The following is a 23604-nucleotide window of genomic DNA, read 5'->3' as shown; positions in this document are numbered from 1 at the left end:
AGCCCGTCCATTTCCGCCTATGTCACCCGCATGATCCGTCTCGCCCTCATCATGGTCCTGACCCTCGCCCCCGCACTCGCGCGGGCCGATTGCGTCGTGCTGCTGCATGGGCTGGCGCGCAGTGATGCCTCATTCCTCGTGATGCAGGAGGTGCTGGAGGCGCAGGGCTATGACGTCTTCAGCCCCGATTACCCCTCGACCGAGGAAGACATCGCGGAACTGGCCGATGAAACGCTGCCTTACGCCCTGCGTGTCTGCGGTGAGACGCGCATCCATTTCGTCACCCATTCCATGGGCGGCATCCTGCTGCGGGTCTGGCTGGCCGAGAACCGACCCGAGACCATGGGCCGCGTCGTCATGCTCGCCCCGCCCAATCACGGCAGCGAACTGGTGGACGAACTGGGCGGGCTGGAGCTGTTCAAATGGCTGAACGGCCCGGCGGGGCTGCAGCTTCAGACCGGGCCGGGCGGCGTGCCCGAGAACCTGCCGCCGGTCGATTTCGAGCTGGGCGTGATCGCGGGCACCCGCTCGCTCAACCCCTATTACTCGTCGCTGATCGAGGGTCCGGACGATGGCAAGGTTTCGGTCGCATCGACGAGGGTGGACGGCATGGCCGATCACCTGACCCTGCCGGTGACGCATACCTTTCTGATGAACAACCCGCTGGTGATCGCGCAGGTCGAGGAATTTCTCGAGCATGGCCGGTTCGATCACGACCTGACCCTCGGCGATGTGATTTTCGGGCGGCGCGGCGGATGAGCGCGGCCCTCACCCTGCAGGGCGCGCAGGTGCTCTGGCCCGACGGGCCGGAGGTGCGCGACCTGACCATCGCCGATGGCCGTGTCACCGACGCGCCCGCGGGCCGCAACGTTGACCTGTCGGGCTACATGATCCTGCCCGGCATCGTCGACATCCACGGCGACGGGTTCGAGCGGCACCTCGCCCCCCGGCGCGGCGCGATGAAGGACGTGGATCAGGGCCTCATTGCCACCGAGGCCGAACTGGCCGCCAACGGCATCACCACCGCCACTCTGGCGCAATTCTACAGCTGGGAAGGCGGCATGCGCGGGCCGGAGTTTGCCGAGAAGGTCTTCGCCGGGCTCGCCACCATCCGCCCGCAAGTGGACACCGACCTCTTGGTGCAGTTGCGCTTCGAGACCCCGATGCTCGACGACTACGCCGCCGTCGAAGAGATGATCGCCCGCCACACCATCCCCTACGTGGTGTTCAACGACCACCTGCCGCATGAGGAGCTGAGCAAGGGAAAGCGCCCGCCCCGCCTGACCGGTCAGGCGCTGCGCATCGGACGCAATCCCGAAAAGCACCTCGCCTTCATGCAAGACCTGCGCGCCCGGATGCACGAGGCGGAGGCCGCGCTAGACGGGCTCAGCGCGCGGCTCATCGCGGCGGGCGTGCGCCTTGGCAGCCATGATGAGGCGACCGCCGCCGACCGCGCGAGAAACCGCGCACGCGGCATCCGCATCGCAGAATTCCCCGAAACGCTGGCGGCGGCCGAGGCCGCCCGCACAGGCGGCGACAGCGTGATCATGGGTGCCCCCAACCTGGTGCGCGGCGGTTCGCACAAGGGCAATGCAAGCGCACTCGAGATGGCCGCCATGGGCCTCATCGACGCGCTCGCCTCGGATTACCACTACCCGTCGCTGAAGCGCGCAGCGTTCCTGCTGGCCGATGGCGGAGTCTGCGATCTGGCCTCCGCCTGGCGGCTGATCTCGCTTGGCCCGGCGCAGATCCTTGGGCTGGAGGATCGCGGCGAATTGCGCCCCGGCCTGCGCGCCGACCTGACGGTGATCGACCCGGCAAGCCGCCGCATCGTGGCGACCATGGCGGGCGGGAGCATCAGCTACATGACCGGATCCGTAGCGGCGCGCTTCATCGGCTGAGCGCCGTCACACCCCCAGATAGCGCGCGGCGATGGTGCGGTCTTCGCGCAGGGTGGCGGCAGGGATCAACGGGCCGTTTTTCCCATCCTCCAGAAAGGCGATCCGGTCGGCCACCGACAGCACCGCATCGAGCCGCTGTTCCACCAGCAGCACCGCCACCCCGCGCGCGCGCATCGTGGTGATGACCTCGCGGATGGCGGCGATCATTGAGGGCTGCAAACCTTCTGTCGGCTCATCAAGCAGCAGCACCTGCGGCGCAAGGCAGAGCGCCCGCGCCATGGCGAGCATCTGCTGTTCCCCGCCCGAGAGCGTCTGCGCCGCCTGACCCAGCCGGTCGCGCAGGCGCGGGAAAAGGTCGAGCACCTCCTCGCGCGTGGCCATACCCTGCGCACCTGCCATCAGCCCGATCTCCAGATTTTGCGCGACGCTCAGACCCGAAAACAGCCTGCGCCCCTGCGGCACGTATCCCACGCCCGCCCGCGGCACCTCGTGCGGCGGCAAATCGCTCAGCGTCACACCCCCGAGCCGCACCGCGCCCGACATCAGCGGCAACAACCCCATGACCGTGCGCATCAGCGTCGTCTTTCCCGCCCCGTTGCGTCCCAGCAGGCACAGGATTTCGCCCGGGGCAACGTCGAGCGACACGTCGCGCAGCACCTGCGCGCGCCCGTAGCCTGCGCCGACCCTCTCAACCTGCAGCATCGGCCCCCCCCAGATAGGCAGCCTGCACAGCGGCATTGGAATGAATTTCCTCAGGCGTACCCTCGGCCAGCACCCGCCCTCCGTCGAGCACGGTAATCCGATCGGCAAGCGCCATGACCACCCGCATGTTATGCTCGATCAGCAGGATCGTCGTCTCCTGCGCCAGATCGCGGATCAGGCTCTGAAACGCCTCGATCTCGCCCTCCGAGAGGCCCTGCGTCGGCTCGTCAAGAATGAGCAGGCGGGGACGCTGCACGATGCCCATGGCCAGTTCCAGCAGACGCTGATGCCCGTAAGCCAGATCGCCCGCCTCCTGCTCTGCCCGCGCGCCCAGTCCCACGCGATCAAGCGCCTCTGCCACAGCCTTGCGCGCCGCCGAGCCATGCAGGTGACGACGCGCGGCAAGGCCCACATTCTCGGCCACGCTGAGCCGCGCAAAGACCGAGGTGATCTGGAACGTATAGGCCATGCCGCGCGCGATGCGGCGATGCGCGGGCAGACGGGTGATATCCTCGCCCTCAAAGATCACGCGCCCGGCACTTGCCGTGATGCGCCCCGCGATCATGCCGACCAGCGTCGTCTTGCCCGCGCCGTTGGGGCCGATCAACGCACGGATCTCACCCTCGGGCAGGTCGAGATCGACGCTCTCGACCGCGTGCAATCCGTCGAACCGCTTGGAGAGACCGCGCACCGACAAGAGCATCACGGCAGCCCTTTCCACAGCCTGCGGCGCAATTCGCCCATGATCCCTTGCGGCGCAAACAGCGTCAGCACCACCAGCACCACGCCCGCAATCAGCATATAGGCGGTGGTGATCCCGGAACTGAGGTCAATCAGGTAGAACATGAAGAGCGTGCCGATGAACGGCCCGATCACCGTGCCCGCCCCCCCCAAGAGCACGTAAAGCAGCGGCAGGATCGAATATTGCACGGCGGCGAAACTGGCCCCGACATAGCCGAAGAGGATGCCGTAAGCGGCCCCCGCAGCCGCGGCCATGGTGCCCGAGATTGTCAGTGCGGCAAGTTTATGTGCGAAGGTGTCGTAGCCCAGCATGCGCACCCGCTCCTCATTCTCGCGGATCGCCACCAGCACCCGGCCAAAGGGCGCGCGCACCAGCCAGAGGCTGAGCATAAGGCAGAGCGAGAAGAGCGCCAGCGCCGCGAGATAGCGCGCGTTCGGGTCGCTGAGATCGACCCCCCAGAACATGCGCCCCGCCTGCGCCAGCACGAAGCCCTCATCGCCGCGGGTCCACTCTGAGAAGTGCAGTATCGTCAGGTATCCCGCCTGCGCGAACATCAGCGTCACGATCATGAAAGCCACGCCACTCGTGCGCAGCGCCAGGAGCGCCAGCGCGCCCGAGACCACGGCGCCCGAGAGGACTCCGATCAGCATTGCAGACCCGGCGCTCAGCCCAAGATGCTGCACCGAGAGCCCCATGCCATACATCCCAGCCGCGAAGAACAGCGCGTGGCCGAGGCTTAGCAGGCCGGTATAGCCAAAGAGGATGTTATACCCCATGGCGAAACTTGCCAGCACCATGATCCGCGCGAGATTGCCGTGATGATATGTGGGCAACACGAAATGCAGCGCCAGCAAAACGGCCAGAACGCCCAGATGCAGTGCCAGCGCTCTCATGCCGCGCGCGTCCCGAACAGGCCCTGCGGGCGGAACACCAGCACCAGCGCCACCAGCAGCGTCGCGATGATCTTGGCCAGCGTCGGTGAGAAGAAGACCGAGATGATCCCGTCGCTGAGCCCGATCAGCACGGCGGCCAGCACCGTGCCGGGCAGGCTGCCCAGCCCGCCAATGATCACCACGATGAACGACAGCAGCAGCGGATCGGCTCCCATCAGGTAATGCGCCTGCTGGATCGGCACGATCAGCACCCCGGCCAGCGCCGCCAGCCCCGCGCCAAGACCGAAGGTGATGGCATAGACCCGCTCCACCGGGATGCCGAAGGCCAGCGCCATCTCGCGATCCGCCTGCGTGGCGCGCATCACGAGGCCCAGGCGCGTGCGCGCCATCACCGCCCAGACCCCGCAGAGGAGCAGCACCGCCGACCCGATCACCGCCAGCTTGTAAGAGGTGGTGCCCAGCCCCCAGGGCCAGATCATCTGCCAGCCCTCTGGGCCATGCTCAAACCACGGGATCGCGAGGCGCGTGTTGAACGGTGCCTCGACCGGGCGCGCCTCGGGGCCATAGCCCATGAGGGTGAGTTGCTCGATGATGTAGAGCAGGCCGATGGTAGCGACGATGGTCCGCTCCGGGTCATAACCCAGCCGCTTGAGAATGGTCATGTCGGCCGCCATGGCGAGCGCGCCGACGATCAGGGGTGCGGCGATCAGCGCCGCTCCGAAGCCAAGTGCCGGGTGCCCGCCGATGCTGGTCGCCACCCACCACGCCAGCACCGCGCCCAGCATGAAGAACTCGCCATGCGCGATATTGACCACCCGCATCACGCCAAACACGAGGCTCAGCCCCACGGCGGTCAGCGCCAGCACCGCAGCCGTCACCGCGCCTTCCAGTGTGGCGAGCACGAGATAGGGGCCAAGATCCATCAGGCTGTCTGGTCTCGCAGTGTCATTGCGCTGCGTACTCCACCCCGCCTACGAGGAGTCGTTGATCGTCGGTCAGCGTCACGATCTGGCCGTGCCTGCGCTCGAGCGCGCGAGCCACAACCTCGATGCGCGGCTCCCAGTCGTACATGCGGTCTTCGCGTACGCCCACCCAAGTCAGCCGCCCGCCCTTGCGCCACGGATCGAGCACAATACCCTCGTCATAGGAGTCGCCTCGCGCGCTGATGATCGCGGTGCTGTGTTCGAGGCGAAAGGCATTGTCAGCACCGGCCACCGCGCGATGCAGGTCGAGCGTCTGGAACTCTTCCCGTGCCAGCCGATCCTCCATGTCGCGCGCCCAGTGCCAGCACAAACCACGGGGCTTGAGCCCCATATTCACCTTGGTGTTATGCACGATGGGCGGATCGGTGATCTGGTATTCGAGTGCCAGATCATGGGTGTGCCGATAGGCTATGCGCGCGGCTTGGTCGGCCTCCTCCGGGTCCACATCCGGGCCAAGGCTTCGGATCGCGGCAGCAAGGCGGCTGACTTCTTGCGGCTGCGCCGGGGGCGGCGCGCCGCAGGCCGCGAGCAACAGAATCGTGCCCGTCAGCATGCCCCGCAAGAGCGCCGCCAGTCCCATATCAGAACGCCTGCGTGGTGTAATCGACCATATCAGGATAGACCGAATCCTCGATCGCGGTGGTATGCACACGCACGAGCCCGCCATTCTGCACCTGGCTTATATATTGATGACCAAAGACCTGATGGGTCTTTCCGTTGAACCGCTTGGCCCCTTGGGGATGCGCGCGCGACAGGGGCATATCGGTCATAGCCTCGACCGCTTCGATCAGCGCGGTGCGATCTTTCGGGCCGCGATAGCCTGCCGCCTCCATGCCCGCCTTGATCACGTGCAGCGTTTCCCAACAGCCGAACATGTGGCCATAGGTCGACACATCCGCCGGATCGTTCACCGACGCGCCGCGCGCATCCACACCCACAGCCTCGCGATAAAACGCCTCATGAGCGCTCTCGTCGGGCTGTTGGTGGCGGCACATGCCTTCCCAGAAATGGCTGCCTTCGAGGAAGTCGAGCCCGGGGCTGTCGATCGCCACCGCCTCGAGGCTGTCGATGAAGCCGAAAAGCTGCGGCCCCTGCCCGCCGAAGAATTCGCCCAATTCCTTCACGAAGGTCAGCACCGCAGGTCCGACCATGACGTGATAGAGCACCTCGGTGTCGCGCGGGATCTTGGGGAAATACTTGGTAAAGGAGGTCTCAGAAGGCGGGATGGCGATCTTGGCCAGCACTTCGCCGCCATGTGCCTTGATGGCCGGGGCAAGCGCATCGCGGTGATCATAGCCAAAACCGTAATCGGGAAAGATCATCGTGACCTTCTTGCCCAGCGTATCGGTGATGAAGGAGGCCATGGCGATGACCTGGCTGCGCACATCCGTAATGCCCGGCTGCAACGTGTAGCGGTTGAGCATGCCCGACGAAACATGCGTGCCCTCCGATACCACGAAATAGGGCAGTTTCAACTCTCCGGCGCGGGGGGCGGAGCCAATCACCACATGGCTGAAGAGCGTGCCGAAGCCCACATCGCAGCCATGCTGATTGGCGAATTTCTCGACCACCTCGGCACCGCGCTTGGGGTCGGTGCCGTCATCCTCGGCGATGATTTCGATGGGGCGACCATTGATGCCGCCATCCGCGTTGATCAGTTCCACCGCCGCCTCGGTCGCCCGACCATACCAGCGCCCATAGGCCGCGCCGATGCCGGTGCGGTGCTGTTGAAACCCGATGCGAATGGGTTCGGCGCTTTGGGCGTAGGTGTAGCGGGCCCAGAGCGGCAGGGTGGCGGCGGCCCCGCCTGCCAGTGTCTTGAGCGCGCCGCGACGGGTGGCGTTTTTCGTCGGGGTGGTCATGGGCGATCCTCCGATCAGTCAGAACTAGGGCCGCAAGGCCCGGTTGCTCGCAAATTGCGCAACAGCGGCCTGCATGTCCAGCCCTTTAGCCCTCAGGCCCCGCGCGGCGTGGCCAAGAGCCACAGGCCAAAGACTGTATAGCCCACCATGAAGAGCGCAAGCGGGGCCTGCGCCAGTGTCGCGCGCCGCATGCTCTGACCAGCGCGTATGGCGATGGCATGCGCCAGCAGCAGCGCGATCACATGCCCCGCGACCACCACGCCCGCCTGCGTCATCCAGATCAGCCGCACCGGGCCGGGGCTGTTGAGAAACCCCGCCGTGACATGGACATGCCCCGCGCCCAGCGTCTCGGACAGCCAGCCCAGCACATATTGCCCGTCGAGCAGGAAACTCGTCAGGTAATGGGCGATATGATAGGCCAAGGCAATCGGCAGGAGCGTGGCTGCATAGCGGCGGATGAGCAGGCCCATACCCGCCTGCTCTTTTGCGAGCCGCGCACCAAGCCAGAGACAGAGTGCAAAGACAGCGATCAGCCCCAGATTGTTGAGCAGCAACCCAAGGAGGTTAGACCCTATTACGGCGGAACGGCCCGGAAACTCCAACGGGTTGAGACCGAGCCAGCCCATCCAGAGAAAGGTCTCGTTCAGCCCGTCGAAACTGCCGCTCCCGAGCAGGATCAGCATCAGAACCGCAAGGCTGAGTGATGGCATCGGTCGGGCCAGCACCTGCCAGCCGGGCAGGCCCAGCGCCAGCCGCCCACGCGCCCGGCCCAAAAGCCCCATCCGCGCATAGCTGCGCATCAGCAGCGTCATCCCCTCGGCGCGCAACAGCCACGCGCCGCCGAAGAGCAGGACTCCCGCCATGTGGATCGCCCAATAGACCGCCACCGCCAGTGCCAGCCGCGCCGGATCGGCAGGGGCGGGATCGGCCAGCAGAAAACCCGCAAAGGCCAGAAAGCTCAACACGCCGGGCCAATGCCCGAGCACCCTCGGATAGCGCATAGGCGCGCGACACCCTGTGATCCGGGCAAAAAGTGTGGCCATACCGGACCATGGGTTGATCTCGTGCCAGAGATCGCCGATCAGCCCCTGAAGGCTGACCAGCGCGATCCAGAACACCACCCAGACGCTCAGCGATAGCGGGTTCAGCATCGGATCGCGCGGCCCTGACAGACCCCGCCAGATCAGCCACAATAGGACACCGGTTGCCACAAGACTGAGCATGTGGTGCGGCCTTGGCCGTGAGGCGGCCAACGTCACAGGTCGAAAGAACGCCCCTGCCACACCGCCCGGCAGCACCGCCAGAAGTGCCACGGTCAGCGCCACCGTCGCCCCGCCCGCCGCGATATAGACATCGGTGGGCAAGAGCAGAACGAAGCCCTGTTCCGAGGCATGCGCCCAGACCGCGCCGGTCGTGAGACCCAGCAGCAACGCGCTCAGCATGAGCCTCACCATGTTCCGGTCACTCCCCCACCTTGGCTTTACGCCAGTCTGACCCATTGGCCGAGCGTGGGGAAGGCACAACGCGCCGCGCCGCTACCCGAAGGATAGCCCCATGTCCCAGAACGCGACCTCCAGCCGCGTGGCGGTCGTGAAGCGGTGGCAGAGCCGGTCCCATCCGGGGGTGGCCGTGGGGTCATCGCCCAGACGACGCGCAACCGCCCCGTCGAAAAGCGCGCCCGCATCACGGCAGACCTGCTGATAGTCGTCGCCCGCATAGGTGCCAATCCAATCGGCATAGGGGTGATCGTCAGGCACCGGCCCCAATCGTGCGCCGATTTCGCCATAGCCCATGACGCAGGGCGCAAGCGCCGCCAGCAGGTCGAGGAAATTCCCCGAGTGCCCGGCATCGAGCACGTAGCGCGTATAGGCGAGATTGGCGGGGTGTTCCTCGGCGTTGTAGAGGTCGGCCTCTGACAGCCCCTCCTCGGCGCAGGTCTTTACATGCAGGCTAAGCTCGTGATTGACCAGCGCATCGACGGTGGCGGCACAGGCGCGCATTTCCTCAAGCGCGTCGGCCTTGGTCACCGCCAGTGCCCAGGCCCGGGCGAAATGGATGAGAAAAACGTAATCCTGCACCAGATAACCCAGAAACGCCTCGCGCGGCAGCGTGCCCGCGCGCACCCCCTCGACAAAGGCGTGATGGGTGTAATCCTGCCAGACCTTGCCCGCCGCATCGCGCAGGCGGGGAAAGCTCAGTCCGTAGTCATGGGTCATTCCGCGTTCAGGTCCATTGCGAGGCCCGAAACGGGCGTGTCATTCTCGATCATTCCCGCCTCCAGCAGGAATTGCTCGAACCGCTTGTAGCGCGCGTGATCGAGCGCGGCGGGGCGGGTGGCAAAGCGCGGGAAAGTGTCGACCCAGGCTTTCTTGTTCAACTCGTCCTGCAACTCGCGCGACGTGCCCGCGAAAATCTCCCAACTCTCTTGCGGGTGATTCATGATGTACTGTGTCGCGCGCTCGGTAGCGAAGAGGAAGCGGCGGATCATGTCGGCATTCATCCGGTCGGGATTTGCGACATAGATCAGCTCGTCATAGGCGGGCACGCCCTCTTCCTCGATATAGAAGCAGCGACCCGGCACGCCCTCGATCTCCATCTGATTAAGCTCGAAATTGCGATAGGCCCCGATCACCGCATCCACCTGCCCCGACATCAGCGAGGGCGAGAGCGACCAGTTGACGCTCACCAGTTCGATATCATCGAGGCTATGCCCGTGCTGCGCGAGGATGGTCGAGAGCAGCACCTCCTCCACACCCGCCACGGAAAACCCCACCTTGCGGCCCTTGAGGTCTGCCGTGGATTTTACGGGGCCGTCCTTCAGCACCAGAAGGCAGTTGAGCGGGGTGGCGACAAGCGTGCCCACCCGGCGCAGCGGCAGCCCGTTCTCGATCTGCATGTGCAGCTGCGGCTGATAGGAGATCGCCAGATCCGCCTGCCCGGCGGCGACCATCTTGGGCGGATCGGAGGGATCAGCGGGGGCAATTACCTCGACCTCCAGTCCGGCCTCCTCGAAATAGCCAAGTTCCTCGGCCAGGATGATCGGCCCGTGATCGGGGTTCACGAACCAGTCGAGAATCAGGGTCATCTTGTCCTGCGCCATGGCCGGGGCGGCCAGAAACGCGAGGATCAGGGTGATGTATCTCATGTCTGTGTCTCCTGTTGAACATCGCCGAGGGCGATCAATGCAATCTCTCCGTCCCAGTGACCGCGCAGTCGCGTCGCGGCCTGCCAAGAGCGCAGGCCTGACCGACAGGCCAGCACGGCGCGTGGGCCTTGGGGAGTGGTGTCCGGTTGGTCGAAATCGGTGACCGTCCGCCGTGTCGCGTTTGGCAGGGCAGGGCCGGATTCGTCCTCTGCCCGCAGATCGACGAGCCAGTCATCGGGCGCAATTTGCGCAGACGCAATAAATCCAAAGCCGCAGTCGGGCTCAGGCGCGCCGTCGAAACGGAAGCCACCAAAGCGGTGGCCAATGGCCTCGAAACTGACGAGCTGCCCGAGGGGTTCTGGCTCTAATCCGGCCAGAACGGACATGGCCATCTGTGCCTGAAGGCTACCGATGACGCCGACGGCGGGCCCCAGAACGCCATCTGCATCGCAACTGCCGAGACGGTTCGGTAGGTCGGGGAATATCGCGCGCAATGACGGAGCGCCACCGCAGAACCCGCCGCAATAGCCCGATGTGCCCACCACCGACGCGCTGATGAGCGGCGTGCCCTGTTCGAGGCAGGTGTCGGACAGCACATAGCTTGCCGCGAAGCTGTCGGCGCAGTCGAGCACCAGATCGGCGACGGCGACACGTTCGGGTGCATTCTGCGGATCAAGCGGCTCTAACACGGCGGAAATTTCGGATTCCGGGTTGAGTGCTGCCATATGAACGGCGGCGATCTGCGCCTTGGGCAGGCCGATGTCAGACATGCGAAACAACGTCTGCCGGTGCAGGTTGCTCAAGGACACCCGGTCGCCATCCATCAGCGTGATCCGGCCCACGCCCCCGCCCACGAGGTATTGCAACACGGGTGCTGCCAACCCGCCAGCGCCAACAACCAGCACATGCGCCGCCGCCAGCCGATCCTGACCGGCTGGCCCGAACTCGGGCAGGGCGATCTGGCGAGCATAACGGGTCATTTCGTGGCCTCGATCCATTGCCGCACCCGCGCCTCGGGGTCAGCGTTCAGCGTGATGTCGGTAACGGCAGAGACCACATCGGCACCGGCGTCGAACGCGCCCTGCGCCCGCTCCACCGACATGCCGCCGATGGCGATGAGAGGGATATCACCGATCAGCCGCTTCCATTCCGTCACTTTCCCCAGACCCTGTTCGTGCCATTTCATTTTCTTGAGGATGGTTGGGTAGACCGGGCCGAGGGCAACATAGCCGGGATCATGCGACAGCGCGCGATCGAGTTCGGCATGGTCATGGGTGCTGAGGCCCAGCTTGATCCCGGCGCGACGAATGGCTGGGATGTCGGCGGTGTCCAAGTCCTCCTGCCCGAGATGCACCCAATCGCAGCCAAGGTCGATGGCGATCTGCCAGTGATCGTTGACGACAAGGATAGCACTAGTCTCGCGACACAGGCTCTGTGCCTGCGCAATCTGTTGTTTCAGCTTTTCACCGGTCAGGTCCTTGATCCGCAATTGCACCAGCCCAACGCCAAGCGGCAGCAGACGACGCAGCCATTCGGTATTGTCGAATATCGGGTAGAAACGCGGCAAGGTCATCAGGTAAACGCCCTCCCCAGCACCGGCGTCGAAGGCGCGGCCATGTCGCGCGGCTCCATCGGGTCGGCCTCATAGCCTAGACGCCCGGCCTCCAGCGCGCGGGCAAACCCCTCGGCCATTGCCGCCGGATCACCCGCCTTGGCCACTGCCGTGTTGAGCAGCACCGCGTCATAGCCCAGTTCCATCGCATGGGCGGCTTGGCTTGGCACGCCGAGCCCTGCGTCAATCACCAGCGGCAGGTCGGGGAAATGCGCGCGCAAGCTGCGCAGCCCGTAGATATTGTTGAGCCCCAGTCCAGTGCCGATAGGCGCGCCCCAGGGCATCAGTACCCGGCACCCGGCCTCGACCAGCCGTTCGCAGAGCACCAGATCCTCGGTGCAATAGGGAAAGACCTGAAATCCGTCATCGGTCAGGATGCGCGCCGCCTCGACCAACCCGAACGGGTCGGGCTGCAACGTGTCGGCATGGCCAATCACCTCCAGCTTGATCCAGTTGGTGTCAAAGAGTTCCCGCGCCATCTGCGCCGTGGTCACGGCCTCACGCACCGAATGGCAGCCCGCAGTGTTGGGCAGGACATGAACGCCCAAGTCACCAATCATGTCCCAGAACGCCTGTCCCGCGCGTTCGCCCCCTGCCTCACGGCGCACCGAGACGGTGGCAATGCCCGCACCGGAGCGTTTGAACGCCTCGGCAAGGATCTTGGGCGAGGGGTATTGCGCGGTGCCCAGCATCAGGCGCGATGTGACCTCAGTGTCGTAATACGTCGGCATGTCAGCCCCCTTGCCGCGGGGCCACGATCTCCACGCGATCCCCGTCTTTCAGTCTCTGTTCCAGCCTGAGAGCGGCAGGAACGAAATTCTCATTCACCGCCGTCGCGACCTTGGCCTCGCCGTAGCCCTGCTCGATCAGCAGCGCGTCGAGTGTCTCGGCGGCGGTCTCCTGCGCGGTTCCGTTAACCGTGATCTTCATGATAAAACTCCGGTTTTTCATTGTCGCGCATCACCAGCCCGGCGGTCATCCGTGCCACCGAAGGTGACAAGAGAAAGCCGTGGCGGAAGAGGCCGTTGACGTGGATCGTGTCGCCTCTGCGGGTGACGCGCGGCAGGTTGTCGGGAAAGGCCGGGCGCGCGTCCGCTCCGATCTCCAGCACTTCGGCTTCGCCAAAGGCCGGGTGCAGCGCATAAGCCGCCGAGAGCAGTTCCATCACCGACCGGGCCGAAGCGCGGCCGCGCTCCTCACTCTCGATCTGCGTCGCGCCCAGCATAAAAATGCCGTCGCCGCGCGGCACGATATAAAGCGGAAAACGCGGATGCAGCAGGCGAACGGGCCGTGTCAGGGTCACATCAGGGCTGCGCAGCACCACCATCTCACCCTTTACGCCGCGCAGGTCGGGCAGGCTGTCCTGTGCCGCCAGCCCGCGACAGTCGATCACCGGGCCGGTGGGGGCAGCATCCTCTTGCTCGAACCGCGCACCCGTATCCTCCAGGCGCTTGCGCAGATGCATCAGCGCCGCGCGCGGGTCGATATGCGCCTCGTCTGCGAAAAAAAGCGCGCGGTCGTGACGATCGGCGAGATGCGGCTCTAACACGGCCAAATCCTCGCCGGTGACCAGCCGATGCCCGGTGGTGCGCCGCGCGAACTGGTCGAGCTCGCGGCGGTCGCGCTGCAAGGTCACCACCAGCGATCCGCGTCGGATCACCGTGACACCCTGGGCCTGCCACCAATCGGCGGCCTGTTGACCCAGCCGCACCACCGGCTCTTCGGCGGTGAATCCTTCGCAATAGGGTGCGAGCATGCCACCCGCCCACCATGAACAGCCATGTGCGCCGGGCTCGGGCGCGGGATCGCGCAGGGCGACGGGGACGCCCCGGTTGATGAGTTCGATGGCCACGCACAGGCCGACAATGCCCGCGCCGCGGATTGTGACAGCTTCGGTCATCTCCAAACCTCGTGAAAATGATGCACCGGGCCATGGCCCTGCCCGATTTCCAGCCGGTCGGCGGCAAGGATCGCGCGGTGCAGCCAGTCATGGGCGGCCTCGACGGAATTTGACAAGGTCAGTCCCTTTGCCAGCCCCGCCGCGATGGCAGATGAAAGCGTGCAGCCGGTACCGTGGGTGTTGCGGGTGGCGATGCGAGGCGCGTCGAAGCGCGTCACCTCATCGGCGATCAGCCAGTCGGTGCAGGTTTCACCCTGCCCGTGGCCGCCTTTCATCAACACGTTTCGCGCCCCCATGCCTCGCAGCCGCGCGCTTTGGTCCTGCATATCGGCGTCGGTTTCGGCCTCGGCGCCGCCCAACAGCGCCGCCGCCTCGGGCAGGTTCGGAGTCAACAGGTCGGCACGCGGCACCAGATGTGCTGTCAGCGCCGCCCGTGCCGCGTCGGGCAAGAGCCGCGCGCCGGATTTCGCCACCATCACCGGGTCGAGCACCACGGGGCCGCGATACCCCTCAAGCGCCTGCGCCACCGTCTCGATCAGCGCGGCATCGCCCAGCATACCGATCTTTATGCAATCGACCCTGATATCGCCCAAAACCGCCGCAATCTGCGCCGCGACCGTGGCGTTGGGCACAGGGTGCACATCGGTCACGGCCCGTGTGTTCTGCGCCGTCACGGCGGTGATCACGCTGGTGCCATAAACGCCCAGCGCCGAAAAGGTCTTGAGATCGGCCTGAATGCCCGCGCCGCCACCGCTGTCGGAGCCTGCGATTGTCAAAGCTGTGGCAACCATCTGCCGTTCCTCTCAGTCTATGCCGGGAACGGACGGGGGGCGCGCGAGGCGTGCGACGGTCCGTTCCCTACGCCGGTGTTAGCCGGATCAGGTTCGATGGGTTGGCGCATCGCCTCTCAGCCCGTGCATCCCGGGCACCCCAACGGAGTTGCCAAATAGGTAACAGTCAGAATGGGCGCTCGCAAGGGGGAAAGCGGGACAGGAAATGTCGCAAACCACCCGCAAGACACCAGCAGCCTGCGTCACGATGGAGATGAGCCGATCCTGAAAGGTGCGATCATGTCCTACGCTGCCAATCCGTTACAGTTCGATCCGATCGCGCGCTTCGCACTCGATCCCGCCCTGGCCTTGCCCGAAGAGGTGCTGACGCAGACTGCGACCTTGCTTATTGACACATTGGGGGTCGCGGCAGGGGCGGCGTCGCTCGATGTGGGGCGGATCGCGCGCAATTTCGCCTGCGATTTTCATGGCGCGGCGCGCGAGGACCACCGTGCGACGCTGCTTTTCGACGGGCGGCACTGTGCCATGCCGGGGGCGGCCTGGGCGCTGGCCACGCAGATCGACAATCTCGACGCGCATGACGGGCTGAACGCGACCAAGGGGCATATCGGCTGCGCGCTGGTGCCCGCGCTTTTCGCCTTTGCCGAAGCGCGCCCCGATTTGACCGGGCGGCAGGCGCTGACAGCACTTGCCATGGGCTACGAGGTGGCGGCGCGCGCTGCTGTGGCGCTGCATGCCACGGTGAGCGATTACCACACCTCCGGCGCATGGAACGCGCTGGGTGTGGCCGCGCTCGGGGCGCATCTGCGGGGCTGCGACGCGGGTGTGCTGCGCCACGCGCTGGGCATCGCCGAATATCACGGTCCGCGCAGCCAGATGATGCGCGAGATCGCAAGCCCCACGATGTTGCATGATGGTTCTGGCATGGGGGCATTTGTCGGAATTTCGTCTCTGTTGCAGGCCGAACGCGGCTTTACCGGCGCTCCCGCGATCACAGTCGAGGGCGCTGAGGTGGCGCATGTCTGGGCTGATCTTGGTCGCCACTGGACAGTGATGCGCAACTATATCAAGCCCTATCCGATCTGCCGCTGGGCGCATGGGGCGCTCGAATGCCTGCGGGTTCTGGTCGAGGAACAGGGCGTCAGCCCGGATCAGATCGAGGCGCTGGAGGTGGGCACTTTCGCGCAATCCGCCGCTCTGTTTCCGGGCATCCCCAAAACCACGAGCGAGGCGCAGTATTCGCTCGGTTTCGCATTGGCGGCCCGGCTTGTGCATGGCCGCCTCGGCCCGGAGGAGATCACCGGAGACGCGCTGCGCGACCCGCGCGTGACGGCGATGCATGCCCGCATCACCGTGTACGAGGAGCCGCGCCATTCCGCACGGTTCCCCGAGGGGCGGTGGTCTGATGTCACGGTGCGGCTCAAGGACGGTCGAGCGGTGCTCTCGGGCGATTGCAACGCGCGCGGCGGACCCGAGGCACCGATGCCCGAGGCCAATATTCGCGCCAAGCTATCGGTGATGGCCGAGGGGGCGCTCTCTGAGGCACGGATCGAGGCGCTGTGGGCGATGCGCCACCGATTGCTTGACCAAGGCACCGAATTCTCGCAGCTTGCGTGCCTTGTATACCCCGAACCGGACAGGCCATGACCGAAGCCCCGCGCATCCTCATCCATACCAGCGACCCCGCGCCGATGCTGGCACGGCTGACCGAGGTCGCGCCCGAGATCGAGGCGCGCGGGCATGACAGCTACGAGGGTCTTGAGCCGGTGCTGGCCGAGTTTCGGCCCGATATCGCCTATTCCGTCGCCTTCCACGGGCGCAGGGGCTATCCCCGCGAGGCCCTGCTGGGCGCGCATGGCCCGCGCTGGATCGCCGTGGGCGGGGCCGGGGTGGATCATTTGACACCTTGGGACAGCGGTGCTGTGACGGTGAGCAATGCCGCCGGGGTCGCCGCCGCGATGATCGCGGAGTACGTGTTCGGCGCGGTGCTGCATTTCACGCTCGATATCGACGGAATGGCGACAGATCGCGCCGCGCGGTATTGGCCGCCTAATCGGCTGATGACGCCGCTCAAGCGCAAGACCATGCTGATCGTCGGGCTGGGCCATACCGGTCAGGCAGTTGCGGCACGGGCCAAGGCGTTCGGCTTGCGGGTGATCGGCACCCGCGCCCGGCCGCAGCCGATGGAGAATGTCGACGAGGTGCACCCCGCTACGGCGCTGCCCGGCCTCTGGGGCAAGGCGGAGATCGTGGTGCTGTCGGTGCCGCTCCTGCCCTCGACCCGCAGCCTCGTGAACTCCCGCGCCCTGATGGCGATGAAGCGGGACGCGATCCTTGTCGATGTCTCGCGCGGCGGTGTCCTGGACGGTGCGGCGCTGGTCAACGCGATGCGCGTGGGGCACCTGCGGGGGGCGGCGCTCGACGTGTTCGAGACCGAACCGCTGCCCGCAGACAGCCCGCTATGGCGGCTCGACTCGGTGATCCTGTCGCCGCATTGCTCGGCGGTGCATGCCGATTGGGCGATGCAGTCGTTTGACTTGTTCCTCGAAAACCTCGGTCATTGGCGCAAGAGAGAAAGCCTGTTCAATATCGTCGATCCGGATCGCGGCTACTGACACAAAAAAGGCCCCGCCATAGCGGCGGGGCAGGTCAGTGGTGCCCGATCAAGTCAGGCCTCGGGCACCGGTGGTGACCATTTGATCAGTTCGGCCGATCGGCCATTTCCGAACGGATCTGCTGGCGCAGCACGTCGATGGGCACGGTCTTGCCGTCGCGGCGATAGCACCAATAGGTCCAGCCGTTGCACGAGGGGGCACCTTCGAGATGCGCCCCGATCTGATGGATCGAGCCGTTGATACCATCGGCCACAAGCGTGCCGTCGGCGCGGACCTTGGCCGCCTTGCCGTTGATCGACGTCAGCACCTCGCCGGGGCGCAGCATGCCGCGTTCGACCAACTGACCGAAGGGCACGCGCGGCTCGGCCCGCTTGGAGGTCGAGACCTGAAGCGCATCGCGGTCGTATTTGCGGATATTGGCGAGCCGCTTTTCGGCCACCTTGCGATAGGCGGCCTCGCGCTCGATCCCGATATAGTCGCGGCCCAGCATCCTGGCGACGGCCCCGGTGGTGCCGGTGCCGAAGAACGGATCGAGCACCACATCGCCCGGATTGGTCGATCCCACCAGAACGCGGTGCAGCAGGCTTTCAGGCTTTTGCGTCGGGTGCGCCTTGTCGCCATTGTCATCCTTGAGGCGTTCATGCCCGGTGCAAATCGGCAGCACCCAGTCGGAGCGCATCTGGATACCGTCATTGAGCGATTTCAGCGCCTCGTAGTTGAAGGTGTATTTCGCGCCCTCTTCCTTGCTGGCCCAGATCATCGTCTCATGCGCGTTGGTGAAACGCTTGCCGCGGAAATTCGGCATCGGGTTAGATTTGCGCCAGACCACGTCGTTGAGAATCCAGTAGCCCGCATCCTGCAACGCGGCGCCCACGCGAAAGATGTTGTGATAGGAGCCGATGACCCAGATCGCGCCGGTGGGCTTGAGGATACGCCGCGCCGCCGTCAACCATTGCCGTGTGAACAGATCATAGGTGGCAAAGCTGGCGAACTGGTCCCAGGCGTCGTCGACGGCATCAACCTGGCTGTTGTCGGGGCGGTGCAGATCGCCGCGCAGTTGCAGATTATAGGGCGGGTCGGCAAAGATCAGATCGACGCTGGCCTCTGGCAGGCCATTCATCACCTCGATGCAATCACCGTCCAGAATCGTGTTGAGAGGGAGCGCAGGCGCGCTCTTTTTCTTGGTCATCGTTTTCATCTTCTGCCTCTGTCCCGGCGCTCATGCGCTCTGGTGTTATTGGGGACAAAGATGAGTCAAACCCGATTCGCCGTCAATTTCTTTTTTGAATCAGTGGGTTAGTTATTTCTCTTGATACAAGATATTGTGGACCGGTTTGAAGGAACGTCTATGGTGTGGGGTCACGCCGAGATTTAGAAGGGCTGCCTTGTGGCTTTTCGATGGATAGCCCGCGTTCCGCTCCCAGCCGTAGCCGGGGAACTGTTGCGCCAAATCCCGCATCAGCTGATCGCGCCATGTTTTCGCCACAATCGAGGCCGCCGCGATCGACAGTGACGCGGCATCGCCCTTGATGATCGCGCGCGCCGGAAGGGTCAGGCCGCGCGGGATCAGATTGCCGTCGATCAGCGCCATGTCAGGGGCAGGCTCAAGTCCCGCAATCGCCCGTTCCATCGCCAAATGCGCGGCGCGCAGGATGTTGATTTCGTCGATTTCCGCGACCGTCGCATGCGCAACCGAGACCTGCGCGCAGCCCATCAACGCGGCACAGAGCGCCTCACGGCGGGGTGCGCTCAGCTTCTTGGAATCGTTCAGCCCGTCGGGGATGCACGCGGGGTCGAGGATCACGGCGGCGGCGGTCACCGGCCCGGCAATCGGGCCGCGCCCGACCTCGTCCACCCCCGCAATGCGCAAATAGCCCGCCGCGCGGGCCTCGGTTTCGTACAAGAGATCGGGGCCTGTCATGGATCAGGCAGATGGCACGCCGCCCCGGAAAATGCAAAGGGAAGGCGCAGGCGCCTTCCCTTCGACACATAAGCGGATGGATCAGTAATAGCCGTACTGGTTCAGACACCGATCGCGATAAATGGTCCGGTGATGACCACCGACATGCACGGCGCATGCAGATGGCAGGGCGGCATGGCTGTAACTGTACCCGCGCAGACAGTTGCCCGAATAGCCCGAACGATGGCCGCTATTCACGCGGCAAGCCCCGGGCAGGTTGACCCTCTTGCTATGGCCGTAACCCGTGTCATGGCCCCGCGAATGCCCACCCCGAAAGCTGTCATCGCGATAGCCATCGTTGCGATAATTGCGAGAGACGGAATGCCCCCGGTTCCGGCTCTTGTTGCTGTCATTGGCGATCAGCGCACCGATCACGCCACCGGCAATCAGCGCCCCAAAGATTTCCGCCGTATCGTTGTCGGCTCTGGCGGGCGCGGCCATACCGGTGCCGAGGACAAGCGCGCCAGCCGTCAGGAGAGAGGTGAATTTCGCAAACATGAGACTGTCCTTTCCTTTTTTCCAGGTGTTTACCGACCGTAGCCGTAGCGGTGATAGGCATTGTAGCCGCCATGGCGGTAGCCGTAGGGACGGGCCCCATGCGAGCGTTGCGGGCGATAGCCATGCGACCGATACGGGCGATAGGATTGGCTCTGATGCGTCCGATAGTTCGGTGCCTGGTAGCCGCGGTGCTGGCGCGGGGCGTAATGGCGGGTTTGATATCCGTGCCCGCGCGAGACATGGCCTTTGTTCTTGCGGTCGCTGGCCAGCGTGGCGCCGACAATGGCCAATGCTGCAACACCTGCGACGATGGCGGCGGTCTCGCCCCGGTCACGGGCTTCGACCGGCGAGGCGGCAAGGCTGGTGACCGTCATGGCCGAACCGATGATGAAGGCGATGAATTTTCGGTGCATGGTCTTTCCTTTCAGGTATGTTGGGTCTTTGTCCCTGCGTCTGGCCCGAGTGACCGTCCGCTGTACCCTGAAGCTGGGCCATGTCTGCCCAGACAGGCAATATCGGCCTAATGATATCAGATAACAGGCTCTCAATGATTCATTTCCCGTCACAGGATATTGAATAGCCGCGGGGTTCGGCGCATCTTGCCGCCATGACACAGATCACACGCCTCACCATTGCCGCCCTTGGCCTGTCGCTCATGGCCGGGGCAGCGCATGCCGCCTGTCAGGTGGAATACAAGGCCAAGCGCGACAAGCCGCTTGAGCTTTACTATGATGTGACCACGGTCAACGCACCGTGTTCGCAAGCCGAGGCCGCGCTGCGCTCGCAATTGGCTGCGCGCGGGTTGACCCTGCTCAAGGTGTTGTCGAAGAAGGAAAAGTGACGGTGAGTGACGCAAGGGTGCGCCGATGCGCGGGATAGATGCCACGGCGGCGGATGCGCGCCGCTCCGGCAACCGGGTGGTGGTCTTCGGGGTTATCGCGATTGTCGCGATACTGACGCTCGCCGCTGTGTTCCTGTTTCTCAGCCTGCCCGACGCCAATGCCTTCAACGCACGGGTCGAGCGGATTTTCATCGAGAACGACGCGCTGACCGGCGAGGGCGAGATCAAGCTGCTGGAGATCCTCGCGCTCTCGGGCACGGCCTTCTCGGAGACACTTGTCAGTTACCGGATGGTCATATTCGTGCTGCTGGTCTTTGCCACCGCCCTGTTGGTGGCCGCATTGGTCTTTCTGGTGATGCTGATCACACTCAATCGCCGCATGGCGCAGATCGAGCGGTCGGGCATTCAGGTCAGCTCCCTGCTGATCAGCCGCGACGAGAAGACCGTCTATCTCAACAATATGGGCTTCAAGCTGACCGATGCGGCGATGGAGACGCTCAGCGTTCTGGCCGAGGCGCGGCTCGATGACGATGTGCTGACCGGGGCGGAAATCGAGGCGGTGATCTCGGGTCGCAAGAGCGAGGATTGCGAGGAGGCGGCAGGCGCCACCCGGATCAAGCGCCTGCGCGACACCCTCGGCAATCAGTTGGTGAGCGAATTGCTGGTCAAGAATATCGCGCGGCGCGGCTACATGCTGGCCATCGACAAGGACGTGATCCGGGTGATCTGATCACTCGTAACTGAGCGCCGTCGCCTTGCCCCGGAACACCCGGTACGACAGTGCCGTGTAGCCCAAGATCATCGGCAGCACGAAGAGCGTGCCGATCAGGATGATGAACAGGCTCTCGGGCGCGCTCGCGGCCTCGTAGATGGTCAGTTTCTCTGGGACCACATATGGATAGAAGCTGTAGGCCATGCCGCAGAACGCCAGCGCGAAGAGCGCGATGCTGACCGCGAAGGGAAACCACGCGAAACTGTCGTCGCTTGTGGGCAGCCGCCGCAGCGCAATCCACAAAAGGGCCACCAGCGCGGCCGAGATGATCGGCAGAGGGGCCAGAAACAACGCCTCGGGCATCGCGAACCATTTGCCGAAAATGCGCGGGCTGACCAGCGGCGAAGCCAGTGACACTGCCCCAAGGCCCAGGATAAGCCCCCATATGCCACCTTTGGCCCAGCCGACCGCCTTGCGCTGCAACGCGCCTTCGGTCTTTAGGATCAGCCACCCCGCCCCGATGAAGCTGTAGCCCACCGTCAGAAAGACCGCCGTCAGCGCGGCAAAGGCCCATGTCGCGGGGCGTTGTTCCAGACCCATGATATACATGCCTAGCATGTAACCCTGCGACAGCGCGGTCATCATGCTGCCCGCGTAAAATGACAGGTTCCACAATCCCTTACGCGCGGGCGGTGCCTTGGCCCTGAACTCGAACGCCACACCGCGCAGGATCAGACCGATCAGCATGATCGCCACTGGCAGATAGAGCGCCGTCAAGATCGCGCCGTGTGCAGCCGGAAAGGCCACCAGCAGGATGCCGATGGCCAGCACCAGCCAGGTCTCGTTCGCGTCCCAGAACGGCCCGATCGAGGCAACCATGCGGTCTTTTTCGGCGGGTTCCGCGAAGGGAAACAGCACGCCAACACCAAGGTCGAACCCATCGAGCACCACGTAGATCAGGATCGACAGGCCCATGAGCGCGGCAAAGGCGAGCGGCAGCCAGACTGCGGGATCTCCGAAATAGGTCATGTCATTCTCCGGGAACATCTGCGGCCATCGGCTGGCCGCGCGGGGTGGTGGTCTCAAGCGTGTCCCCGTGCGCCGCGTTGCGCGCGAGGTAAAGGATCGCGCTGATATAGGCGATCAAAAGCGCCGCATAGACCGAGAGATAGGCAATCAACGTGGTGGCGACCATCGGCGCATGCACGGCGGCCACCGCTTGATCAGTGCTCAGCACGCCGGTCACAAGCCAGGGCTGACGCCCGATCTCGGTCGTATACCAGCCCGCCAGCGTGGCGACCCAGCCCGACAGCGCCATCGGCACCATCGCCCAGAGCACCGGGCGCGGCAGCCCCTCGACTCCGGCGCGGCCGCGCGTCATCAGGATCGCGGCACCCCAGCTGAGAAACAGCATGGCAATGCCACTGCCAACCATCACCCGGAAGCTGTAAAAGACCGGCGCGACGGGCGGATGGGTGACGGTGCCATCCTCGCCGACGAAATCGTTGAGCCCCGGCACCACGCCCGCCGCGTGATGCTTGAGGATGAGCGAGGCACCATTGGGAATGCCAATCTCGAACCGGTTTTCGCGCGCCTCCTCGTCCGGCACGGCAAAGAGCAGCAGCGGTACGTTGCCCCGCGTTTCCCAGTTGCCTTCCATCGCGGCCACCTTGGCGGGCTGATGCTCCAGCGTGTTGAGGCCGTGAAAATCGCCCGCGAGGATTTGCAGCGGGATGAGGGCCGCACCGACGAAAACCCCGGTGCGCAGCGTCGCGCGCACTGCCTCTGAGCGGTCCCCCCAGAGCCAGCGCAACGCCGAGACGCCGGCGATCAGGAACGCCACGGTCAGCCCGCTCGCCAACAGCATATGCGTCAGCCGGTAGGGCATCGAGGGGTTGAAGATGATCGCCAGCCAGTCGGTTGCATGCGCCACGCCGTCGCGCATCTCGAATCCCACTGGCGTATGCATCCAGCTGTTGAGGACGAGAATCCAGAACGCTGACATGGTGGTCCCGAAGGCCACGAGGAACGTGGCCAACGTGTGCAGCCACACCGGCACCCGCGACGCCCCGAAGAGCATGATCCCGAGGAACACTGCCTCAAGGAAGAACGCCGTCAGCACCTCATAGGCCAGGAGCGGCCCCGCGATATTACCCACGGTTTCCATGAAGCCGGGCCAGTTGGTGCCGAACTGGAACGACATGGTGATGCCCGACACGACGCCCATGCCGAAACTGAGCGCGAAGATTTTTACCCAGAAGCGATAGGCCTCCATCCACTTCTCGTCGCCGGTGCGCTGCCACGCCAGCTTGAACGCCAGCAGCATCCAGCCCAGCCCAATGGTGATTGTCGGAAACAGGATATGGAACGAGATATTCGCCCCGAATTGAATACGCGACAAGAGCAGCGTGTCCATGACGTGACCTCCGGTATGGGTTCACGTCTTT

Annotated in this window: 27 protein-coding genes and 1 riboswitch; of the genes, 6 read left to right on the top strand and 21 right to left on the bottom strand. The window is 64.7% G+C overall.

Annotation, left to right across the window (positions count from 1 at the left end):
* Window positions 1-30: 30 nt before the first annotated feature.
* Both ACSSV4_RS01165 and ACSSV4_RS01160 read left to right on the top strand, forming a co-directional pair.
* Window positions 31-759 carry an esterase/lipase family protein gene (locus ACSSV4_RS01165; RefSeq protein ID WP_454272924.1) on the top strand — a complete coding sequence of 243 codons (729 nt, stop codon included), beginning with the start codon at window positions 31-33 and terminating at the stop codon, window positions 757-759.
* The gene (locus ACSSV4_RS01160) at window positions 756-1901 is read left to right on the top strand and encodes an alpha-D-ribose 1-methylphosphonate 5-triphosphate diphosphatase (RefSeq protein WP_454272922.1); all 1146 of its coding nucleotides are present in this window, start codon (window positions 756-758) and stop codon (window positions 1899-1901) included. Before ACSSV4_RS01165 ends, ACSSV4_RS01160 begins: the two co-directional genes overlap by 4 nt.
* Before the next feature lie 6 nt (window positions 1902-1907).
* Here ACSSV4_RS01160 and ACSSV4_RS01155 read toward each other — a convergent pair whose 3' ends face one another.
* The 15 genes from ACSSV4_RS01155 to thiD form a co-directional block, all read right to left on the bottom strand.
* Window positions 1908-2603, bottom strand: coding sequence for an ABC transporter ATP-binding protein (locus ACSSV4_RS01155; RefSeq protein WP_454272920.1), 696 nt, complete (start codon window positions 2601-2603; stop codon window positions 1908-1910).
* Window positions 2590-3306 (bottom strand): ABC transporter ATP-binding protein, encoded by a 717-nt coding sequence (locus ACSSV4_RS01150; RefSeq protein WP_454272918.1) that lies wholly within the window; start codon window positions 3304-3306, stop codon window positions 2590-2592. The genes ACSSV4_RS01155 and ACSSV4_RS01150 overlap by 14 nt, the downstream gene beginning before the upstream one ends.
* Window positions 3306-4238 (bottom strand): branched-chain amino acid ABC transporter permease, encoded by a 933-nt coding sequence (locus tag ACSSV4_RS01145; RefSeq protein ID WP_454272916.1) that lies wholly within the window; start codon window positions 4236-4238, stop codon window positions 3306-3308. Before ACSSV4_RS01145 ends, ACSSV4_RS01150 begins: the two co-directional genes overlap by 1 nt.
* The gene (locus ACSSV4_RS01140) at window positions 4235-5161 is read right to left on the bottom strand and encodes a branched-chain amino acid ABC transporter permease (protein WP_454272914.1); all 927 of its coding nucleotides are present in this window, start codon (window positions 5159-5161) and stop codon (window positions 4235-4237) included. The genes ACSSV4_RS01145 and ACSSV4_RS01140 overlap by 4 nt, the downstream gene beginning before the upstream one ends.
* A gap of 22 nt (window positions 5162-5183) precedes the next feature.
* The gene (locus ACSSV4_RS01135; RefSeq protein WP_454272912.1) at window positions 5184-5801 is read right to left on the bottom strand and encodes a hypothetical protein; all 618 of its coding nucleotides are present in this window, start codon (window positions 5799-5801) and stop codon (window positions 5184-5186) included.
* A 1-nt stretch (window position 5802) separates the two neighbouring features.
* Window positions 5803-7083 (bottom strand): ABC transporter substrate-binding protein, encoded by a 1281-nt coding sequence (locus tag ACSSV4_RS01130; RefSeq protein WP_454272910.1) that lies wholly within the window; start codon window positions 7081-7083, stop codon window positions 5803-5805.
* Window positions 7084-7175: 92 nt separating this feature from the next.
* A complete protein-coding gene (locus ACSSV4_RS01125; protein WP_454272909.1) occupies window positions 7176-8537 on the bottom strand; it encodes a hypothetical protein in 1362 nt (453 codons plus the stop codon).
* A gap of 81 nt (window positions 8538-8618) precedes the next feature.
* Window positions 8619-9299 carry a thiaminase II gene (tenA, locus tag ACSSV4_RS01120; protein ID WP_454272908.1) on the bottom strand — a complete coding sequence of 227 codons (681 nt, stop codon included), beginning with the start codon at window positions 9297-9299 and terminating at the stop codon, window positions 8619-8621.
* Window positions 9296-10228 (bottom strand): ABC transporter substrate-binding protein, encoded by a 933-nt coding sequence (locus ACSSV4_RS01115; RefSeq protein WP_454272906.1) that lies wholly within the window; start codon window positions 10226-10228, stop codon window positions 9296-9298. The genes tenA and ACSSV4_RS01115 overlap by 4 nt, the downstream gene beginning before the upstream one ends.
* Window positions 10225-11208, bottom strand: coding sequence for a ThiF family adenylyltransferase (locus ACSSV4_RS01110; RefSeq protein ID WP_454272904.1), 984 nt, complete (start codon window positions 11206-11208; stop codon window positions 10225-10227). Before ACSSV4_RS01110 ends, ACSSV4_RS01115 begins: the two co-directional genes overlap by 4 nt.
* Window positions 11205-11801: a thiamine phosphate synthase gene (locus ACSSV4_RS01105; protein ID WP_454272902.1), complete on the bottom strand. Its 597-nt coding sequence runs from the start codon at window positions 11799-11801 to the stop codon at window positions 11205-11207. The genes ACSSV4_RS01110 and ACSSV4_RS01105 overlap by 4 nt, the downstream gene beginning before the upstream one ends.
* Window positions 11801-12571, bottom strand: a complete 771-nt coding sequence (locus ACSSV4_RS01100; RefSeq protein WP_350141471.1) for a thiazole synthase — start codon at window positions 12569-12571, stop codon at window positions 11801-11803. Before ACSSV4_RS01100 ends, ACSSV4_RS01105 begins: the two co-directional genes overlap by 1 nt.
* Before the next feature lies 1 nt (window position 12572).
* A complete protein-coding gene (gene thiS / locus ACSSV4_RS01095) occupies window positions 12573-12770 on the bottom strand; it encodes a sulfur carrier protein ThiS (RefSeq protein ID WP_454272900.1) in 198 nt (65 codons plus the stop codon).
* Complete coding sequence (locus tag ACSSV4_RS01090; RefSeq protein ID WP_454272898.1) at window positions 12754-13740, bottom strand: FAD-dependent oxidoreductase; 987 nt, start codon at window positions 13738-13740, stop codon at window positions 12754-12756. The genes thiS and ACSSV4_RS01090 overlap by 17 nt, the downstream gene beginning before the upstream one ends.
* The gene (thiD, locus tag ACSSV4_RS01085; protein WP_454272896.1) at window positions 13737-14531 is read right to left on the bottom strand and encodes a bifunctional hydroxymethylpyrimidine kinase/phosphomethylpyrimidine kinase; all 795 of its coding nucleotides are present in this window, start codon (window positions 14529-14531) and stop codon (window positions 13737-13739) included. The genes ACSSV4_RS01090 and thiD overlap by 4 nt, the downstream gene beginning before the upstream one ends.
* A gap of 47 nt (window positions 14532-14578) precedes the next feature.
* Window positions 14579-14683: riboswitch (TPP riboswitch) on the bottom strand.
* 127 nt (window positions 14684-14810) lie between these two features.
* Here thiD and ACSSV4_RS01080 point away from each other — a divergent pair.
* Entirely contained in the window at window positions 14811-16178 is a 1368-nt protein-coding gene (locus tag ACSSV4_RS01080) for an MmgE/PrpD family protein (RefSeq protein ID WP_454272894.1), read from the top strand.
* A complete protein-coding gene (locus ACSSV4_RS01075) occupies window positions 16175-17146 on the top strand; it encodes a D-2-hydroxyacid dehydrogenase (RefSeq protein WP_454272892.1) in 972 nt (323 codons plus the stop codon). Before ACSSV4_RS01080 ends, ACSSV4_RS01075 begins: the two co-directional genes overlap by 4 nt.
* Before the next feature lie 85 nt (window positions 17147-17231).
* Here ACSSV4_RS01075 and ACSSV4_RS01070 read toward each other — a convergent pair whose 3' ends face one another.
* From ACSSV4_RS01070 to ACSSV4_RS01055, 4 genes are all read right to left on the bottom strand, one after another.
* On the bottom strand, window positions 17232-18344 hold the full coding sequence (locus ACSSV4_RS01070; RefSeq protein ID WP_454272890.1) for a DNA methyltransferase: 1113 nt from the start codon (window positions 18342-18344) through the stop codon (window positions 17232-17234).
* Window positions 18345-18446: 102 nt separating this feature from the next.
* Entirely contained in the window at window positions 18447-19067 is a 621-nt protein-coding gene (locus ACSSV4_RS01065) for a ribonuclease HII (protein ID WP_454272889.1), read from the bottom strand.
* An 81-nt stretch (window positions 19068-19148) separates the two neighbouring features.
* A complete protein-coding gene (locus tag ACSSV4_RS01060; RefSeq protein WP_454272887.1) occupies window positions 19149-19604 on the bottom strand; it encodes a hypothetical protein in 456 nt (151 codons plus the stop codon).
* A gap of 29 nt (window positions 19605-19633) precedes the next feature.
* On the bottom strand, window positions 19634-20017 hold the full coding sequence (locus tag ACSSV4_RS01055) for a hypothetical protein (protein ID WP_454272886.1): 384 nt from the start codon (window positions 20015-20017) through the stop codon (window positions 19634-19636).
* Between the two features lie 194 nt (window positions 20018-20211).
* Here ACSSV4_RS01055 and ACSSV4_RS01050 point away from each other — a divergent pair, with 194 nt between their 5' ends.
* Window positions 20212-20445 (top strand): hypothetical protein, encoded by a 234-nt coding sequence (locus ACSSV4_RS01050; RefSeq protein ID WP_080458137.1) that lies wholly within the window; start codon window positions 20212-20214, stop codon window positions 20443-20445.
* A 25-nt stretch (window positions 20446-20470) separates the two neighbouring features.
* Window positions 20471-21175 (top strand): winged helix-turn-helix domain-containing protein, encoded by a 705-nt coding sequence (locus ACSSV4_RS01045; protein WP_454272883.1) that lies wholly within the window; start codon window positions 20471-20473, stop codon window positions 21173-21175.
* Here the strand turns inward: ACSSV4_RS01045 and ACSSV4_RS01040 are convergent, their stop codons facing one another.
* Complete coding sequence (locus tag ACSSV4_RS01040) at window positions 21176-22186, bottom strand: cytochrome d ubiquinol oxidase subunit II (protein WP_454272881.1); 1011 nt, start codon at window positions 22184-22186, stop codon at window positions 21176-21178. It abuts the gene before it with no gap.
* 1 nt (window position 22187) lies between these two features.
* A complete protein-coding gene (locus ACSSV4_RS01035; protein ID WP_454272879.1) occupies window positions 22188-23573 on the bottom strand; it encodes a cytochrome ubiquinol oxidase subunit I in 1386 nt (461 codons plus the stop codon).
* Window positions 23574-23604: the final 31 nt, after the last annotated feature.

Source organism: Roseovarius sp. MBR-154 (assembly GCF_053628595.1).
The sequence above is the reverse complement of the archived record's forward strand: the minus strand, read 5'-3'. Positions and strand labels throughout refer to the sequence as shown.

Bases quoted from the DNA above. Each gene is read 5' to 3' on its own strand.
- ACSSV4_RS01165 (WP_454272924.1), top strand. From the start codon at position 31: ATGATCCGTCTCGCCCTCATCATGGTCCTGACCCTCGCCCCCGCACTC.
- ACSSV4_RS01160 (WP_454272922.1), top strand. From the start codon at position 756: ATGAGCGCGGCCCTCACCCTGCAGGGCGCGCAGGTGCTCTGGCCCGAC.
- ACSSV4_RS01155 (WP_454272920.1), bottom strand. From the start codon at position 2,603: ATGCTGCAGGTTGAGAGGGTCGGCGCAGGCTACGGGCGCGCGCAGGTG.
- ACSSV4_RS01150 (WP_454272918.1), bottom strand. From the start codon at position 3,306: ATGCTCTTGTCGGTGCGCGGTCTCTCCAAGCGGTTCGACGGATTGCAC.
- ACSSV4_RS01145 (WP_454272916.1), bottom strand. From the start codon at position 4,238: ATGAGAGCGCTGGCACTGCATCTGGGCGTTCTGGCCGTTTTGCTGGCG.
- ACSSV4_RS01140 (WP_454272914.1), bottom strand. From the start codon at position 5,161: ATGGATCTTGGCCCCTATCTCGTGCTCGCCACACTGGAAGGCGCGGTG.
- ACSSV4_RS01135 (WP_454272912.1), bottom strand. From the start codon at position 5,801: ATGGGACTGGCGGCGCTCTTGCGGGGCATGCTGACGGGCACGATTCTG.
- ACSSV4_RS01130 (WP_454272910.1), bottom strand. From the start codon at position 7,083: ATGACCACCCCGACGAAAAACGCCACCCGTCGCGGCGCGCTCAAGACA.
- ACSSV4_RS01125 (WP_454272909.1), bottom strand. From the start codon at position 8,537: ATGGTGAGGCTCATGCTGAGCGCGTTGCTGCTGGGTCTCACGACCGGC.
- tenA (WP_454272908.1), bottom strand. From the start codon at position 9,299: ATGACCCATGACTACGGACTGAGCTTTCCCCGCCTGCGCGATGCGGCG.
- ACSSV4_RS01115 (WP_454272906.1), bottom strand. From the start codon at position 10,228: ATGAGATACATCACCCTGATCCTCGCGTTTCTGGCCGCCCCGGCCATG.
- ACSSV4_RS01110 (WP_454272904.1), bottom strand. From the start codon at position 11,208: ATGACCCGTTATGCTCGCCAGATCGCCCTGCCCGAGTTCGGGCCAGCC.
- ACSSV4_RS01105 (WP_454272902.1), bottom strand. From the start codon at position 11,801: ATGACCTTGCCGCGTTTCTACCCGATATTCGACAATACCGAATGGCTG.
- ACSSV4_RS01100 (WP_350141471.1), bottom strand. From the start codon at position 12,571: ATGCCGACGTATTACGACACTGAGGTCACATCGCGCCTGATGCTGGGC.
- thiS (WP_454272900.1), bottom strand. From the start codon at position 12,770: ATGAAGATCACGGTTAACGGAACCGCGCAGGAGACCGCCGCCGAGACA.
- ACSSV4_RS01090 (WP_454272898.1), bottom strand. From the start codon at position 13,740: ATGACCGAAGCTGTCACAATCCGCGGCGCGGGCATTGTCGGCCTGTGC.
- thiD (WP_454272896.1), bottom strand. From the start codon at position 14,531: ATGGTTGCCACAGCTTTGACAATCGCAGGCTCCGACAGCGGTGGCGGC.
- ACSSV4_RS01080 (WP_454272894.1), top strand. From the start codon at position 14,811: ATGTCCTACGCTGCCAATCCGTTACAGTTCGATCCGATCGCGCGCTTC.
- ACSSV4_RS01075 (WP_454272892.1), top strand. From the start codon at position 16,175: ATGACCGAAGCCCCGCGCATCCTCATCCATACCAGCGACCCCGCGCCG.
- ACSSV4_RS01070 (WP_454272890.1), bottom strand. From the start codon at position 18,344: ATGAAAACGATGACCAAGAAAAAGAGCGCGCCTGCGCTCCCTCTCAAC.
- ACSSV4_RS01065 (WP_454272889.1), bottom strand. From the start codon at position 19,067: ATGACAGGCCCCGATCTCTTGTACGAAACCGAGGCCCGCGCGGCGGGC.
- ACSSV4_RS01060 (WP_454272887.1), bottom strand. From the start codon at position 19,604: ATGTTTGCGAAATTCACCTCTCTCCTGACGGCTGGCGCGCTTGTCCTC.
- ACSSV4_RS01055 (WP_454272886.1), bottom strand. From the start codon at position 20,017: ATGCACCGAAAATTCATCGCCTTCATCATCGGTTCGGCCATGACGGTC.
- ACSSV4_RS01050 (WP_080458137.1), top strand. From the start codon at position 20,212: ATGACACAGATCACACGCCTCACCATTGCCGCCCTTGGCCTGTCGCTC.
- ACSSV4_RS01045 (WP_454272883.1), top strand. From the start codon at position 20,471: ATGCGCGGGATAGATGCCACGGCGGCGGATGCGCGCCGCTCCGGCAAC.
- ACSSV4_RS01040 (WP_454272881.1), bottom strand. From the start codon at position 22,186: ATGACCTATTTCGGAGATCCCGCAGTCTGGCTGCCGCTCGCCTTTGCC.
- ACSSV4_RS01035 (WP_454272879.1), bottom strand. From the start codon at position 23,573: ATGGACACGCTGCTCTTGTCGCGTATTCAATTCGGGGCGAATATCTCG.